At 67.4% G+C, this 13,630-nt stretch carries 12 protein-coding genes; 10 read left to right on the top strand and 2 right to left on the bottom strand.

All coding sequences use genetic code 11. The features are described from left to right. Positions 1-34 precede the first annotated feature (34 nt). Complete coding sequence (locus AC6LKD_RS26100) at positions 35-2,491, bottom strand: heavy metal translocating P-type ATPase (protein ID WP_498117866.1); 2,457 nt, start codon at positions 2,489-2,491, stop codon at positions 35-37. A 100-nt stretch (positions 2,492-2,591) separates the two neighbouring features. Here AC6LKD_RS26100 and cadR point away from each other — a divergent pair, with 100 nt between their 5' ends. The 6 genes from cadR to AC6LKD_RS26070 all read left to right on the top strand — a co-directional run bounded on the left by cadR (position 2,592) and on the right by AC6LKD_RS26070 (position 7,882). After that, positions 2,592-3,026 (top strand): Cd(II)/Pb(II)-responsive transcriptional regulator, encoded by a 435-nt coding sequence (gene cadR / locus AC6LKD_RS26095; protein WP_013393260.1) that lies wholly within the window; start codon positions 2,592-2,594, stop codon positions 3,024-3,026. Positions 3,027-3,222: 196 nt separating this feature from the next. After that, positions 3,223-4,404 (top strand): CaiB/BaiF CoA transferase family protein, encoded by a 1,182-nt coding sequence (locus AC6LKD_RS26090; protein WP_498117865.1) that lies wholly within the window; start codon positions 3,223-3,225, stop codon positions 4,402-4,404. Positions 4,405-4,483: 79 nt separating this feature from the next. Further along, complete coding sequence (locus AC6LKD_RS26085) at positions 4,484-5,230, top strand: FadR/GntR family transcriptional regulator (RefSeq protein WP_498117864.1); 747 nt, start codon at positions 4,484-4,486, stop codon at positions 5,228-5,230. Then, positions 5,227-6,042, top strand: coding sequence for an enoyl-CoA hydratase (locus AC6LKD_RS26080; RefSeq protein ID WP_492275586.1), 816 nt, complete (start codon positions 5,227-5,229; stop codon positions 6,040-6,042). Before AC6LKD_RS26085 ends, AC6LKD_RS26080 begins: the two co-directional genes overlap by 4 nt. Positions 6,043-6,218: 176 nt before the next feature. Then, complete coding sequence (locus tag AC6LKD_RS26075) at positions 6,219-7,202, top strand: Bug family tripartite tricarboxylate transporter substrate binding protein (RefSeq protein WP_498117863.1); 984 nt, start codon at positions 6,219-6,221, stop codon at positions 7,200-7,202. An 86-nt stretch (positions 7,203-7,288) separates the two neighbouring features. Further along, positions 7,289-7,882, top strand: a complete 594-nt coding sequence (locus tag AC6LKD_RS26070) for a nitroreductase family protein (RefSeq protein ID WP_498117862.1) — start codon at positions 7,289-7,291, stop codon at positions 7,880-7,882. A gap of 67 nt (positions 7,883-7,949) precedes the next feature. Here the strand turns inward: AC6LKD_RS26070 and AC6LKD_RS26065 are convergent, their stop codons facing one another. Next, complete coding sequence (locus AC6LKD_RS26065; RefSeq protein WP_013393266.1) at positions 7,950-8,276, bottom strand: hypothetical protein; 327 nt, start codon at positions 8,274-8,276, stop codon at positions 7,950-7,952. Positions 8,277-8,549: 273 nt separating this feature from the next. Here AC6LKD_RS26065 and AC6LKD_RS26060 point away from each other — a divergent pair, with 273 nt between their 5' ends. From AC6LKD_RS26060 to lpdA, 4 genes are all read left to right on the top strand, one after another. Continuing rightward, positions 8,550-9,782: a 3-methyl-2-oxobutanoate dehydrogenase (2-methylpropanoyl-transferring) subunit alpha gene (locus tag AC6LKD_RS26060; protein WP_013393267.1), complete on the top strand. Its 1,233-nt coding sequence runs from the start codon at positions 8,550-8,552 to the stop codon at positions 9,780-9,782. 2 nt (positions 9,783-9,784) lie between these two features. After that, complete coding sequence (locus tag AC6LKD_RS26055; RefSeq protein ID WP_013393268.1) at positions 9,785-10,828, top strand: alpha-ketoacid dehydrogenase subunit beta; 1,044 nt, start codon at positions 9,785-9,787, stop codon at positions 10,826-10,828. Positions 10,829-10,831: 3 nt separating this feature from the next. Then, positions 10,832-12,166 (top strand): dihydrolipoamide acetyltransferase family protein, encoded by a 1,335-nt coding sequence (locus tag AC6LKD_RS26050; RefSeq protein WP_498117861.1) that lies wholly within the window; start codon positions 10,832-10,834, stop codon positions 12,164-12,166. A gap of 2 nt (positions 12,167-12,168) precedes the next feature. Next, positions 12,169-13,630, top strand: a 1,462-nt coding sequence (gene lpdA / locus AC6LKD_RS26045) for a dihydrolipoyl dehydrogenase (protein WP_498117860.1), incomplete at its 3' end; no start/stop codon positions are given.

Below are 13,630 nucleotides of genomic sequence, written 5' to 3'. Positions count from 1 at the left end.
TGCATGCGCCGCCGGTGACTTGGATTGCCCTGCGTCAGTGGGCGGCCGGCGCCGCCCGCAACAGCCGCAGGCCGTTCGCGACCACCAGCAGGCTGGCGCCTACGTCGGCGAACACCGCCATCCACAGCGTGGCGTTGCCGGTCATGGCCAGGGCCAGGAACACGGCCTTGATGCCCAGCGCCAGCACGATGTTCTGCACCAGCACGCGATGCGTGGCGTGCGACAGCCGCAGGAAAGTGCCGATCTTGCGCAGGTCGTCGTCCATCAGGGCCACGTCGGCCGTTTCGATGGCGGTGCCAGTGCCGGCCGCGCCCATGGCGAAGCCGATGTCGGCGCGGGCCAGGGCGGGGGCGTCGTTGATGCCGTCGCCCACCATGCCGACGCGGCCGCCCGACGCCAGCTTGCTTTCAATGGCGGCCAGCTTGTCTTCGGGCAACTGGTCGCCGCGGGCTTCGTCGATGCCGACCTGCTGCGCGATGGCTTGCGCGGTGGGCGTGTTGTCGCCGGTCAGCATCAGTGTGCGCACGCCCAGGGTATGCAGGTCCGCGATGGCTGCCGCGCTGGTCGGCTTGACCGTGTCGGCCACGGCGGCCACGGCCAGCACGCGGTTGCCGTCGGTCAACGCGATGGCGCTCTTGCCTTGGCGTTCCAGTTCATCCAGACGGGCTTCCAGCTTGGGGCTGGAGACGCCCAGCTCGCGCATCAGGCGGCGGTTGCCCAGCTGGAAGGTCACGCCGTCCAAGGTCGCGCTGACGCCGCGGCCGGGCAGGGCGGTGAAGTCCTGCACGTCCAGCAGGACCGTGCCGGCTTCGCGCGCGGCGTTGGCCACGGCCAGGGACACCGGGTGGTCGGAGCGTGCCGCCAGGCTGGCCGCGACCAGCGTTGCAGGCTGGCGGCTCTGGTCGGACAGGTCCCAATCCTGGATGTCAGTCTGCACCGGCTTGCCGTGGGTCAGCGTGCCGGTCTTGTCCAGCGCCAGCCATTTCAGGTTGCGGCCTTCTTCGAGGTACACGCCGCCCTTGACCAGGATGCCGCGGCGCGAGGCTGCGGTCAGGCCGCTGACGATGCTGACCGGGGTCGAAATCACCAGCGCGCAAGGGCAGGCGATGATCAGCAGCGCCAGGGCGCGGTAGATCGCGTCGAACCAGGGCTGGTCCCACAGCAGCGGCGGCAGCACCGCCACCAGCAGCGCGATGCCGACCACGGCGGGCGTGTAGATGCGCGAAAAGCGGTCGATGAAGCGCTGGGTCGGCGCGCGCGCGCCTTGCGCCTGCTCGACGGCGTGGATGATGCGCGCCAGCGTGGTGTTGCCGGCCGCCGCGGTGACGCGGTATTCGAAGGAGCCGGCCGCGTTGACGGTGGCGGCGTAGACCGGATCATCCTGCGTTTTTTCGACGGGCAGGCTTTCGCCAGTGATGGGCGACTGGTCCACGGCTGAGCTGCCGCTGACAATGATGCCATCGGCCGCGATGCGTTCACCTGGACGCACGCGCACGATGTCGCCCACCTGCAGGCGGGCGGCAGGCACTTCCAGCCATTCGCCATTGGCCTGGCGCACGGTGGCGGTTTCCGGCGCCAGATCCAGCAGGCCGCGGATCGCGTTGCGCGCCCGGTCCAGGGAGCGGGCTTCGATCAGCTCGGCCACATTGAACAGGAACATCACCATGGCTGCTTCGGGCCATTGGCCGATCAGCACGGCGCCGGTGACGGCGATGCTCATCAGGGCATTGATGTTGAGGTTGCCGTTGCGCACGGCGATCCAGCCCTTGCGGTAGGTGGTGATGCCGCAGGCCAGGATGGCGGCCACGGCCAGGGCCGCGGTGACGCCCAGCGGCCAGCCGGCGAAATGCGACAGTTCGGACAGCGCGGCCAGGACACCCGCGCCGCCGATCATCCACCAGTTCACCGGTTTGGCGGCGGGGGCGGGCGTGCCGGGCACGTTGTCGGCCAGGGGTTCCGGCGTCATGTCCAGCGACTTGATGGCGGCCATGACGCGGTCCAGCGCGCCTTCGGCGTGCACCACCGTCAGCACGCGTTGCATCAGGTTGAAGTCCAGCGCATGCACGTCGGCCATGTTGTCCAGCTTCTTGCGGATCAGCGTTTCCTCGGTGGGGCAGTCCATCTGGCCGATGCGCAGGCGCGCCAGCGACTGGCCCGGGCCGGCGCTGAGCGCGGCTGCGCCGGCGCCCGAGACGCTGAAGGGCTGGCCGTCGCCATGGCCGCAGCAGGCGTCGCCGCCGTGATCGTGCTTGTGGTTGTGGTCATGCTTGTGATCGTGGGCGTGATCATGGCCGGCATGGTCGTGGCTGTGATCATGGCCCGCGTGGCTGTGATCCGCGTGACCGTGGCCCGTGTGGTCGTGTCCGGCATGTTCATGTCCGGCAGCGGCCCGGGCGTTCCGGGCGGGAGCATCGTGTTCATCGTGCGCGCAGCAGCCGCCGCCTTGGCCGGTGGGCCTATGTTCGTGTTTTTTGACCGGAGGTAAAGACATCGTCCTCTGCCTTGAAATAAGCTGGTGACGCTATTCCACACCTTGGAGTTACTATAGGGTCAACCCCCTATATCAATCGGATGCGATCCGGGAGGCAGCGATGCGTATCGGCGAATTGGCCACGGCGGCCGGAACCACGGTCGAGACCGTCAGGTATTACGAGAAAGAAGGGCTGTTGCCGGCCCCGGAAAGGGGGCTGAACAACTACCGCAGCTATGGCCAGCCGCACCTGGAACGGTTGCGGCTGATCCGCAACTGTCGTGCGCTGGATATGACGCAGGACGAGATCCGCGCCATCCTGTCGCTGGCGGACAACCACCAGAGCGGTTGCGGCCCCATCAATGAACTGTTCGACGAGCACATCTCCCACGTGGATGAGCGCATCGCCGAACTGAGTCAGCTCAAGACCCAGCTCACCGAACTGCGCCAGCGCTGCCTGTCGGCCCGGCCCGATGCGGAAGACTGCGGCATCCTGCATGGCCTGAGTGAAATGCAGGTCGAAGAGCGCCAGGAACGCCACACGCACCTGGGCTGAACGTCGCTTGGGTGGATACGACTGAGGGCGGATACCGGCCCGTGCAAGCAAGACGCTAGGGAAAACCCGCTGCGAAAAACTGCGGCGGTGTCTTGTTGCACTCAAATTCGACATGTAAGATGTCCAACATCCAACAAATAAAGACAAGGCAGCCGCGGTCCTCGACCAGCAGCGCCGAACAGAGAGGCAGACAAGCATGGACTCCAAGCCCTTGGGCCGATTCACCGTCCTGGACCTGACGCGAGTGCGCTCGGGTCCCGCCGCCGTGCGCCAGTTCGCGGACTGGGGCGCCACCGTCATCAAGATCGAGGAGCCGAGCGACGAGCAGGACGACAAGCCGGGCGGCTCGGCCCAGTTCGCCGACTACCAGAACACCCACCGCAACAAGCGCAGCGTCACGCTGAACCTGAAGCATCCGCAGGGCCGAGCGCTGTTCCTGGACCTGGTGCGCCAGGCCGACGTGGTGGTGGAAAACTACCGGCCCAACGTCAAGTTCAAACTGGGCATCGACTACGAGACGCTGCGCCAGGTGAATCCGCGCATCGTCTACGCCAGCGTCTCCGGCTTCGGCCAGGATGGTCCCTACGCCGGGCGGCCGGGACTGGACCAGATCGCGCAGGGCATAGGCGGGCTGATGTCGGTGACCGGCGAGCCTGGCCGCGGCCCCATGCGGGCCGGGATTCCGGTGGCGGACCTGACCTCCGGCCTGTTCTGCGCCATCGGCATCTTCATCGCACTGCTGGAGCGCGAGGTGTCGGGGCAGGGGCAGTGGGTGCAGACCTCGCTGCTGCAATCGCAGGTCTGGATGATGGATTTCCAGGCGATGCGCTGGCTGATGAACGGCGAGGTGCCGGGTCAGAGCGGCAACGACCATCCCACCAGCAGCCCGACCGGCGTGTTCCCCACCAGCGACGGCTATATGAATATCGCGGCCATGGGCAACGACATCTACGCGCGACTGTGCCGCGTGCTGGAACTGCCGGAACTGATCGAGGACGAGCGTTTCCTGACCGTGCCGCTGCGGGCGCGCAACCGCCCGGCGCTGAACGCGGCCATCGGCGCGCGCACTGCCACCCGGCCCACCGCCGAATGGATAGCGCTGATGAACAAGGAGGGCGTGCCTTGCGGTCCGATCCTGGGCATGGACCAGACCTTCGAGGATCCGCAGGTGCGCCACCTGGGACTCAGCCGCGAAATCCGGCATCCCGCGCTGGGGCCGATTTCGGTGGTGGGGCAGCCCATGATCCTGAGCCGTTCGGCGCCCGGAGAAATGGCGCCCGCGCCGGAACGCGGCCAGCACAACGGCGACGTCTATGGCGGCATGCTGGGTTTGGCGCCTGCCGATTTGCAGCAACTGGCCCGCGAAGGCGTCATTTAAGGGATCCGTCCAGGTACCGAGCATAAAATCGCCGCCAAGGCCGCCAGCGTATCCGGCGGTCCAGACGGAGACAGCCCCCATGAACGCACCATCCACCGCCGCCGCCGACCAGGTTTTTTCCAGCCTGGGACGTCCCGAGAACCTGCCGGACGAGATCGCCTCGCAGATCCGCCAGAAGATCGTGGCGCGCGAATTCGAGCCAGGCCAGCGCCTGCCCACGGAATTCGAGCTGGCGCAGATGTTCGCCGTCAGCCGCAACGTGGTGCGCGAGGCGATCGCGCGGCTGAAGCTGTCGGGCTATGTCGATACGCGGCGCGGCGTGGGTTCCTTCGTGGCGCAGGACGTGGGCACGCGCAACTTCGAGATCGCGCCCGAAGATCTGCTCCAGCCCGAGCCGCTGGCGCACATCTTCCAGCTGCGCGTGGAACTGGAGTCTGGCGCGGCGGCGCAGGCGGCCTTGCATCGCACCCCCGAACAGATCGAAACCCTGCGCCAGGCCCTGCAACGGGTCGACGCGGCAGGCAACGATTGGCAGGCCGGCGCCGACCATGCGCTGGACTTCCACATGGCCGTGGGCGAGGCCACCAACAACCCTTACTTCGTGCGCCTGCTGGCGCACCTGCGCCACGTGTTCCGCGGCGCCGTGCGCACGCTGCGCTACACCAGCGCCGGCACCGAGCGCGTGCCGGAAATCGAACGCGAACACCACCGCATCTTCGACGCCATCGTGGCTGGCGACAGCGAGGCCGCGCGCCTTGCCATGCGCGCCCACCTGACCAATGGCATCCAACGGCACCAGACCGTCATACAAGGAAAGCAACCGTGAATATCCAACGCATCCTGCAGGGCGACATCACCGACAACATCGTGGCCGAGAAGCGCGGCGCGATAGGTTGGCTGACCTTCAACGATCCGCAGCGGCACAACGCCGTATCGTTCGCCATGTGGGAGGCCGTGCCCGTGGTGCTGGAAGCCTTCCGCCAGGACCCGGAGATCCGGGCGGTGGTGCTGCAGGGGGCGGGCGGCAAGGCCTTTGTCAGCGGCGCGAACATCTCGCAGTTCGATACGTTGCGCAGCGGCGAAGACGCGGTGGTCGAATACGAGCGCGTCGCCGAAACCGCGCAACTGGCGCTGTATGACTATGACAAACCCACGATTGCCTACATCCAGGGCTATTGCATCGGCGGCGGCCTGAACATCGCCCTGTGCTGCGACATCCGCATCGCTTCCGACAACAGCAGTTTCGCGATCCCCGCCGGCAAGCTGGGCCTGGGCTACCGCCTGACCGCGATCCGCAATTTGGTGACCGCGGTCGGCCCGGCCAATGCGCTGGAGATATTCCTGACCGCCGCGCGCTACGACGCCCATCAGGCCAAGGAACTGGGCCTGATCCGCAAGGTGGCGCCGGTGGAAGAATTACCGCAGGTGCTGGAGACCATGCTGGTCCAGATCCAGGCCAACGCGCCGCTGACGCTGCGCGCCGGCAAGAAGATGATCCGCCAGCTCCAGCAACTGGGGCCGGAGGTCGATGTGGAAGGCATGCGCCGGCTGGTGCTGGCGTGTTTCGAAAGCAATGACTACCGCGAAGGCCGCAAGGCGTTCGCGGAAAAGAGAGCGCCGGTGTTCACCGGCACCTGATTTCCGGCCGCGGGCCGGATTCCCTACGCGGCTTGCAGGTCCGCGCCGTTGCCGGCGCGGCCGGGGGAGGCTTGCGTCCGGAATCCGCGCGCGGACCGGATCAACCCGGCCACCGATCCCATCGGGGACGGCCAGGCCATAGACCGCGCAACAAGCGCGGCGACGAGGAGACAGACATGAAAGCGGTTCATCTGAGGGCAGGCCTGGCGGGCCTGGCAGTGTGGCTGTGCGCGGCGCCGCTGCATGCGCAGGGGGCCTATCCCAGTCAGCCGGTGCGCATCGTGGTGGGTTACGCCGCCGGCGGCACCACGGACATCCTGGCGCGCGCGCTGGGCGAGCAGTTGAGCAAGGAGCTCAAGCAGCCCGTCATCATCGAGAACAAGGCCGGCGCCGCCGGCAACATCGCCGCGGCCTCCGTGCAGCAGGCCGCGCCCGATGGCTACACCCTGTTCATGGCCACCGTGTCCAGCCACGGCATCAACCCCGTCGTGTACAAGAAGTCGCTGGGCTACGACCCGGTGGGCGGCTTCACGCCGGTCAGCATGATCGCGTCCATCCCGTTGGTGTTGGTCACCAATCCCAAGCTCCAGGTCGCGTCGGTGGCGGACCTGGTCAAGCTGGCGCGCGAGAAGCCGGGCGACCTGAACTATTCTTCCAGCGGCAACGGCTCGCCGGTGCACGTGGCCGGGGCCATGTTCGCCTCGGAGGCCAAGGTGCAGATCCAGCACGTGCCGTACCGCGGCGGATCGTTGGCCAATTCCTCGGTCATGAGCGGCGAAACCCAGTTCAGCTTCGCCACCTTGCCTGCGGCCTTGCCGCAGGTCCGCGCCGGCGCGCTGCGCGCCCTGGCCGTCACCACGCGCGACCGTTCGGCGGAACTGCCCGACGTGCCCACGGTGGCCGAGGACCCCATGTTCAAGGGCTACGAGATCAACACCTGGAATGCGTTGATGGCGCCCAAGGGCACGCCGGACGCCGTGGTGGCAGTGCTGAACCAGGCGGTGGTGCGTTCGTTGGCCGTGCCGGCCTTGCAGACCCGCTTCAAGGGCGAGGGCGCGACGCCCGGCGCCAGCAGCCCGGCCGAGCTGGGCCAGTTCGTCAATGGAGAGTTGGCGCGCTGGGCGGGCGTCATCAAAGAGGTCGGCATCCAGATCGAATGACCTCTGGCGGTCCGGGGGGATGACGGCCTGCCGCGGCGGAGTGGCGTAATATGAATTGTGTTTCTTTCTCATTGACGCCAGATCCGATGACCACAACCCAGACCGCCACCCCGCTGCACGCCCTGAATACGCGCCGTTCCTTCAAGTTCCTCCGCGCCCCGGCGCCCAAGCCCGAGGAACTTGAACAGATCCTGCAGGCGGCCATGTCGGCGCCCGACCATGGCGCCCTGCGTCCCTGGCGCTTCGTGGTGATCCAGGGCGAGGCCATCGGCAAGCTGGCCGATCTGGCGCTGGACGCCGTCAAGCGCAGCGGCGATCCGCGCATGACGCCGGAAAAGGAAAAGTCCGTGCGCGAGTGGATGGCCGGCGTGCCCCTGTTCGTGGCGGTGGCGCAGAAGATCGCGCACGACAACACCAAGATCCCGGAACAGGAACAGCTGCTGGCCACCGGCGCCGCCACCATGAACCTGCTGAACGCCGTGCACATGCTGGGCTACGGCGCGTTCTGGAGCACCGGCATCGGCACCTACGTGGAAGACGTGCAGAACGCGCTGGGCCTGGACGCGCTGGGCTACCGTTTCCTGGGCTTTTTGGCGATAGGCACGCCGGCTTGCGCCGTGCCGCCCGCCAACCGCCCGGACTACCGCGAGTTCGTCACGGAGTGGACCGGTCCCGTTTGAGGCCGCGGGCCTCGCTGCTCCATACGAAAAACCGGCCATAGGCCGGTTTTTTTCATGAGGCGCTTGTCTAGCGCCGGCCCGCGATCGGCCGGAACGCCGCGCGCACGAGCTGCTCCAGGCCCCAGCCTGCGAAGTAGAAGAGGGCCAGCGTCGGCAGCCCGATCAGCAGGTAGCCGCCGACCCAGGACAGGTCGCCCAGCAGGCGGTCCAGGTTCAATTCATGCAGCAGCGCCAGTTGCAGCGCCAGCGGCAATTGCAGCAATACGAATCGTCCTTTGTCGTCACCGTCGGCCGAGAGCGCGGCGGCGATGCAGAGGATGACGATGGCGAGGTAAAGCGCGGCGAACACGATGCCGGTCCAGCTGAACCATTTCGAGGCGGTCGATCGGGGCACGTCGGTTTCCAGCGTATCAGGGACAGGCAGTATATGACGCCGCCTGCTGCCGCTGCCGCGATCCCCGCACGCGCCACGCGACCCTCGGCCACCGCCGATAGCGAGGCCCGCCGCGGCCCCTGTCTCGGGGCCGCGCCCTGTGCTACTCTGGCTCCCGGCCTTGCATGTTCATCCCTTTGCACGGGCCGACGATGGCAATGTCCGAGGTCACCCCCTTGGGCAGTGTCTTGGTAAGAAGAATGCGCATGACACGATCAAGCGTGGAGACAATACATGAGCCAATATGGGCCGTTGAAGTTGCACGTCCCGGAGCCTACCGGCCGCCCGGGTTGCAAGACCGACTTTTCCTATCTGCACCTGTCGCCGCCCGGCGATGTGCCCAAACCCCCCATTGATGTTGCCGCGGTCGATACCGGCGGACTGGCCTACAGCCTGGTCCGGGTGATCGCCGACGACGGCAGCGCGGTCGGGCCCTGGGCGCCGGAACTGAGCCACGAGCAGCTGCGCGCCGGCATGCGCAACATGCTGAAGACGCGCCTCTTCGATGCGCGCATGCTGACCGCCCAGCGCAAGAAGAAGATCTCCTTCTACATGCAGAGCCTGGGCGAAGAAGCCATCGGCACCGCCCACGCCATGGCGCTGGAACAGGGCGACATGTGCTTTCCGACCTACCGCCAGCAAAGCATCCTGCTGGCGCGCGACGTCTCGCTGGTCACCATGATGTGCCAGCTGATGTCCAACGAACGCGATCCGCTCAAGGGCCGCCAGTTGCCGGTCATGTACTCCGATCGTGAACGCGGCTTCTTCAGCATTTCGGGCAACCTGGCCACGCAGTTCATCCAGGCGGTGGGCTGGGGCATGGCCTCGGCCATCAAGGGCGACACCCGCATCGCCTCCGGCTGGATCGGCGACGGCGCCACCGCCGAGGCCGACTTCCATACCGCGCTGACCTTTGCGCACGTCTACCGCGCGCCGGTCATCCTGAACGTGGTCAACAACCAGTGGGCCATCTCCACCTTTCAGGCGATTGCCGGCGGCGAAGGCGCGACCTTCGCGGGCCGCGGCGTGGGCTGCGGCATCGCGTCGCTGCGGGTGGACGGCAATGATTTCCTGGCGGTCTATTCCGCCTCGAGCTGGGCCGCCGAACGCGCCCGCCGCAACCTGGGGCCGACCCTGATCGAATGGGTCACCTATCGCGCCGGGCCGCATTCCACGTCCGACGATCCCTCCAAGTACCGTCCCGGCGACGACTGGAGCCACTTCCCGCTGGGCGATCCGATCGCTCGCTTCAAAAAGCACCTGATCCTGCTGGGCATCTGGTCCGACGAAGAGCACGAAGCCGTCAAGGCCGAGCTCGACGCCGAGATCCTGGCGGCGCAGAAGGAAGCGGAAAGCTACGGCACCCTGGTGGACGGCCACGTCCCCAGCGCCGCCAGCATCTTTGAAGACGTCTACAAGGACATGCCGGAGCATCTGCGCCGGCAGCGTCAGCAGCTCGGAGTCTGATCATGGCTATCGATAACAACGCTGGTCCGGCCTCCGCGCCGATGACCATGATCCAGGCTTTGCGCTCGGCCATGGATGTGATGCTGGAGCGCGACAACAATGTCGTGGTGTTCGGCCAGGACGTGGGCTATTTCGGCGGCGTGTTCCGCTGCACCGAAGGCCTGCAGACCAAGTACGGCAGCTCGCGCGTGTTCGACACGCCCATCTCCGAAGGCGGCATCGTCGGCGTGGCGGTGGGCATGGGCGCCTACGGCCTGCGTCCGGTCTGCGAAATCCAGTTCGCCGACTATTTCTATCCGGCTTCGGACCAGATCGTGTCCGAGGCTGCGCGCCTGCGCTACCGCTCGGTCAACGAGTTCGTCGCGCCCATGACCATCCGCATGCCTTGCGGCGGTGGCATCTATGGCGGACAGACGCACAGCCAGAGCCCCGAGGCGATGTTCACGCAGGTCTGCGGGCTGCGCACGGTGATGCCGTCCAATCCCTATGACGCCAAGGGCCTGCTGATCGCGGCCATCGAGAACGACGATCCGGTCATCTTCCTGGAGCCCAAGCGGCTCTACAACGGTCCGTTCGACGGCCACCACGACCGGCCCGTCACGCCCTGGACCGGACGTCCGGGCAGTGTGGTGCCCACCGGCTACTACACCGTGCCGCTGGACACGGCCGCCATCGTGCGGCCCGGCAACGCGCTGACCGTGCTGACCTACGGCACCACCGTGCACGTGTCGCTGACGGCCGCCGAGGAAACCGGCATCGACGCCGAGGTCATCGACCTGCGCAGCCTGTGGCCGCTGGACCTGGACGCCATCGTCAACTCGGTCAAGAAGACCGGCCGCTGCGTGGTGGTGCACGAAGCCACGCGCACCTGCGGCTTCGGCGCCGAGCTGATTGCGCTGGTGCAGGAACACTGCTTCCATCATCTGGAGGCGCCCGTGGAGCGCGTGACCGGCTGGGATACGCCGTATCCCCACGCGCAGGAATGGGCGTACTTCCCCGGCCCGCGCCGGGTTGGCGAAGCGTTCAAGCGCGCGATGGAGGGTTGAGAAATGGGTATTCATGTCATCAAGATGCCCGACATCGGCGAAGGCATCGCGGAAGTGGAACTGGTCGCCTGGCACGTGAAGATAGGCGACATGGTGGCCGAGGACCAGCCGCTGGCCGACGTCATGACGGACAAGGCCACGGTCGAGATTCCCGCGCCGGTGGTCGGCCGCGTGGTCGCGCTGGGCGGGGATGTGGGGCAGGTCATGGCCGTGGGCGGCGAGCTGATCCGCCTGGAAGTGGAAGGCGAGGGCAACCTCAAGCCGGGCGCGGATGCGCCGCCGGCCAAGGCGCCTGCGGCTGCCGTGGCGGCGCAACCCGCTGCCTCGGCGCCTGCAGCGCAGCCCGCGCTGGCGCCCAAGACTGCCGCCGAGGCCGCCGCGCCCGCCAAGGTATCCGCGCCGCCCGCCGCGCCGTCCAAGCCCGCGCGCCAGGCGCCCGCCGCCGTCGCGCGCCAGCCCGGCGACAAGCCGCTGGCCTCGCCGGCCGTGCGCAAGCGCGCCTGGGACCTGGGCATCGAATTGCGCTACGTGCAGGGCAGCGGCCCGGCCGGCCGCATCCTGCACGAAGACCTGGACGCCTACCTGCAAGGGCAGGGCGGGGGCGCTCAAGCCCGCGGCGGCGTGGCCTACGCCGAGCGCAACGACGAGGAAAACGTGCCGGTCATCGGCCTGCGCCGCAAGATCGCGCAGAAGATGGCCGAGTCCAAGCGCCGCATCCCGCACTTCAGCTACGTCGAGGAAATCGACGTGACCGAACTGGAAGAGCTGCGCGCCAGCCTCAACCAGAAATGGGGCGCCTCGCGCGGCAAGCTCACGCTGTTGCCGCTGCTGGCGCGCGCCATGGTGGTGGCGTTGCGCGATTTCCCGCAGATCAACGCGCGCTACGACGACGAAGGCGGCGTGGTCACGCGCTACGGCGCGGTCCACATCGGCATCGCCACGCAAAGCGACGGCGGGCTGATGGTGCCGGTCATGCGCCACGCCGAGGCGCGCGATCTTTGGTCCATGGCGGCCGAGATCGTCCGCCTGGCCGAGGCGGTGCGCACGGGTAGCGCCAGCCGCGACGAACTGTCGGGGTCCACCATCACCATCACCAGTCTGGGCCCGCTGGGCGGCATCGTCACCACGCCGGTGATCAACCATCCGGAGGTCGGCATCGTGGGCGTGAACCGCATCGTCGAGCGGCCCGCCATCCGCAATGGCGCCGTGGTGGCGCGCAAGCTGATGAACCTGTCGTCGTCCTTCGACCACCGCGTGGTGGACGGCATGGACGCGGCGCGCTTCATCCAGGCGGTGCGCGCGCTGCTGGAACAACCCGCGCTGCTTTTCGTGGAGTAAGCATGAGCCAGATCACTAAGACTACGACTTTGCTGGTGATCGGCGGCGGCCCCGGCGGCTACGTCGCCGCCATCCGCGCCGGCCAGCTGGGCGTGCCGACCATCCTGGTCGAAGGCGCACAGTTGGGCGGCACCTGCCTGAACATCGGCTGCATCCCCTCCAAGGCGCTGATCCACGCGGCCGAGGAATTCGACAAGGCGCGCCATTACGCGGGCAAGTCGGCGCTGGGCATTTCGGTGTCGGCGCCCGCCATCGACCTGGCCCAGACCGTGGCCTGGAAAGACGGCATCGTCGGCAAGCTGACCGGCGGCGTGGCCGCGCTGCTGAAGAAGAACGGCGTGGAAGTGGTGCGCGGTTGGGCCCGGCTGCTGGACGGCAAGACGGTGGAAGTGGACAGCGGCGAGTCCGGCGCCATCCGCATCCAGTGCGAACACCTGTTGCTGGCGGCGGGCTCCGAGCCCACGCCGCTGCCTTCCATGCCTTTCGGCGGCATGGTGGTGTCGTCCACCGAGGCGCTGTCGCCCTCCAGCATCCCCAAGCAATTGGTGGTGGTGGGCGGCGGCTACATCGGCCTGGAACTCGGCACCGTGTACCGCAAGCTCGGCGCCGAGGTGGCGGTGGTGGAAGCGCAAGACCGCATCCTGCCGACCTACGACGCCGAACTCACCAAGCCCGTGGCCGCCGCGCTGACGAAGATGGGCGTGGATCTGCATCTGGGCCGCAAGGTGCTGGGCCTGAACGGCGCCGGCAATGCGGTGCGCGTGCAGGACGCGGCCGGCGTCGAAACCCTGTTGCCGGCCGACCGCGTGCTGATCGCGGTGGGACGGCGTCCGCGCACGCAGGACTGGGGGCTGGAAAGCCTGCAGCTGGACCGCAAGGGCAACGCGCTGCGCATCGACGACCAGTGCCGTACCTCCATGCGCGACGTCTGGGCCATCGGCGATATCGCTGGCGAGCCCATGCTGGCGCACCGCGCCATGGCGCAGGGCGAGATGGTGGCCGAGTTGGTGGCGGGCAAGCGCCGGCATTTCCAGCCGGCGTCGATTCCGGCGGTCTGCTTCACCGATCCCGAGGTGGTGGTGGCGGGCCTGTCGCCCAATGAGGCGGAAAGCGCTGGCCTGGATTGCCTGACGGCGTCCTTCCCGTTCGCCGCCAATGGGCGTTCGATGACGCTGGAATCCACCGACGGCTTCGTGCGCGTGGTCGCGCGCCGCGACAACCACCTGATCCTGGGCTGGCAGGCGGTGGGGCGTGGCGTGTCGGAACTGTCGACGGCCTTCGGCCAGTCGCTGGAAATGGGCGCCACGCTGGAAGACGTGGCGGGCACCATCCACGCGCACCCCACCCTGGGGCTGTCTCCTATAAACATCTCCGAGCCCACGAGACAGAGGCAACCCACATGTATGCCGTCCTCTGCTTTAAAAAAAAAAATAACTCTCAGTCTTATTCCAATATCCTTATTAT

The organism is Achromobacter sp. D7-1 (genome assembly GCF_059760445.1).
The sequence above is the reverse complement of the archived record's forward strand: the minus strand, read 5'-3'. Positions and strand labels throughout refer to the sequence as shown.

What these genes read in the sequence shown, in the direction of transcription:
- AC6LKD_RS26070 (WP_498117862.1), top strand. Translation starts at nt 7,289, where the DNA reads ATGACCACAACCCAGACCGCCACCCCGCTGCACGCCCTGAATACGCGC.
- AC6LKD_RS26100 (WP_498117866.1), bottom strand. Translation starts at nt 2,491, where the DNA reads ATGTCTTTACCTCCGGTCAAAAAACACGAACATAGGCCCACCGGCCAA.
- AC6LKD_RS26055 (WP_013393268.1), top strand. Translation starts at nt 9,785, where the DNA reads ATGGCTATCGATAACAACGCTGGTCCGGCCTCCGCGCCGATGACCATG.
- AC6LKD_RS26075 (WP_498117863.1), top strand. Translation starts at nt 6,219, where the DNA reads ATGAAAGCGGTTCATCTGAGGGCAGGCCTGGCGGGCCTGGCAGTGTGG.
- AC6LKD_RS26060 (WP_013393267.1), top strand. Translation starts at nt 8,550, where the DNA reads ATGAGCCAATATGGGCCGTTGAAGTTGCACGTCCCGGAGCCTACCGGC.
- cadR (WP_013393260.1), top strand. Translation starts at nt 2,592, where the DNA reads ATGCGTATCGGCGAATTGGCCACGGCGGCCGGAACCACGGTCGAGACC.
- AC6LKD_RS26050 (WP_498117861.1), top strand. Translation starts at nt 10,832, where the DNA reads ATGGGTATTCATGTCATCAAGATGCCCGACATCGGCGAAGGCATCGCG.
- AC6LKD_RS26090 (WP_498117865.1), top strand. Translation starts at nt 3,223, where the DNA reads ATGGACTCCAAGCCCTTGGGCCGATTCACCGTCCTGGACCTGACGCGA.
- AC6LKD_RS26085 (WP_498117864.1), top strand. Translation starts at nt 4,484, where the DNA reads ATGAACGCACCATCCACCGCCGCCGCCGACCAGGTTTTTTCCAGCCTG.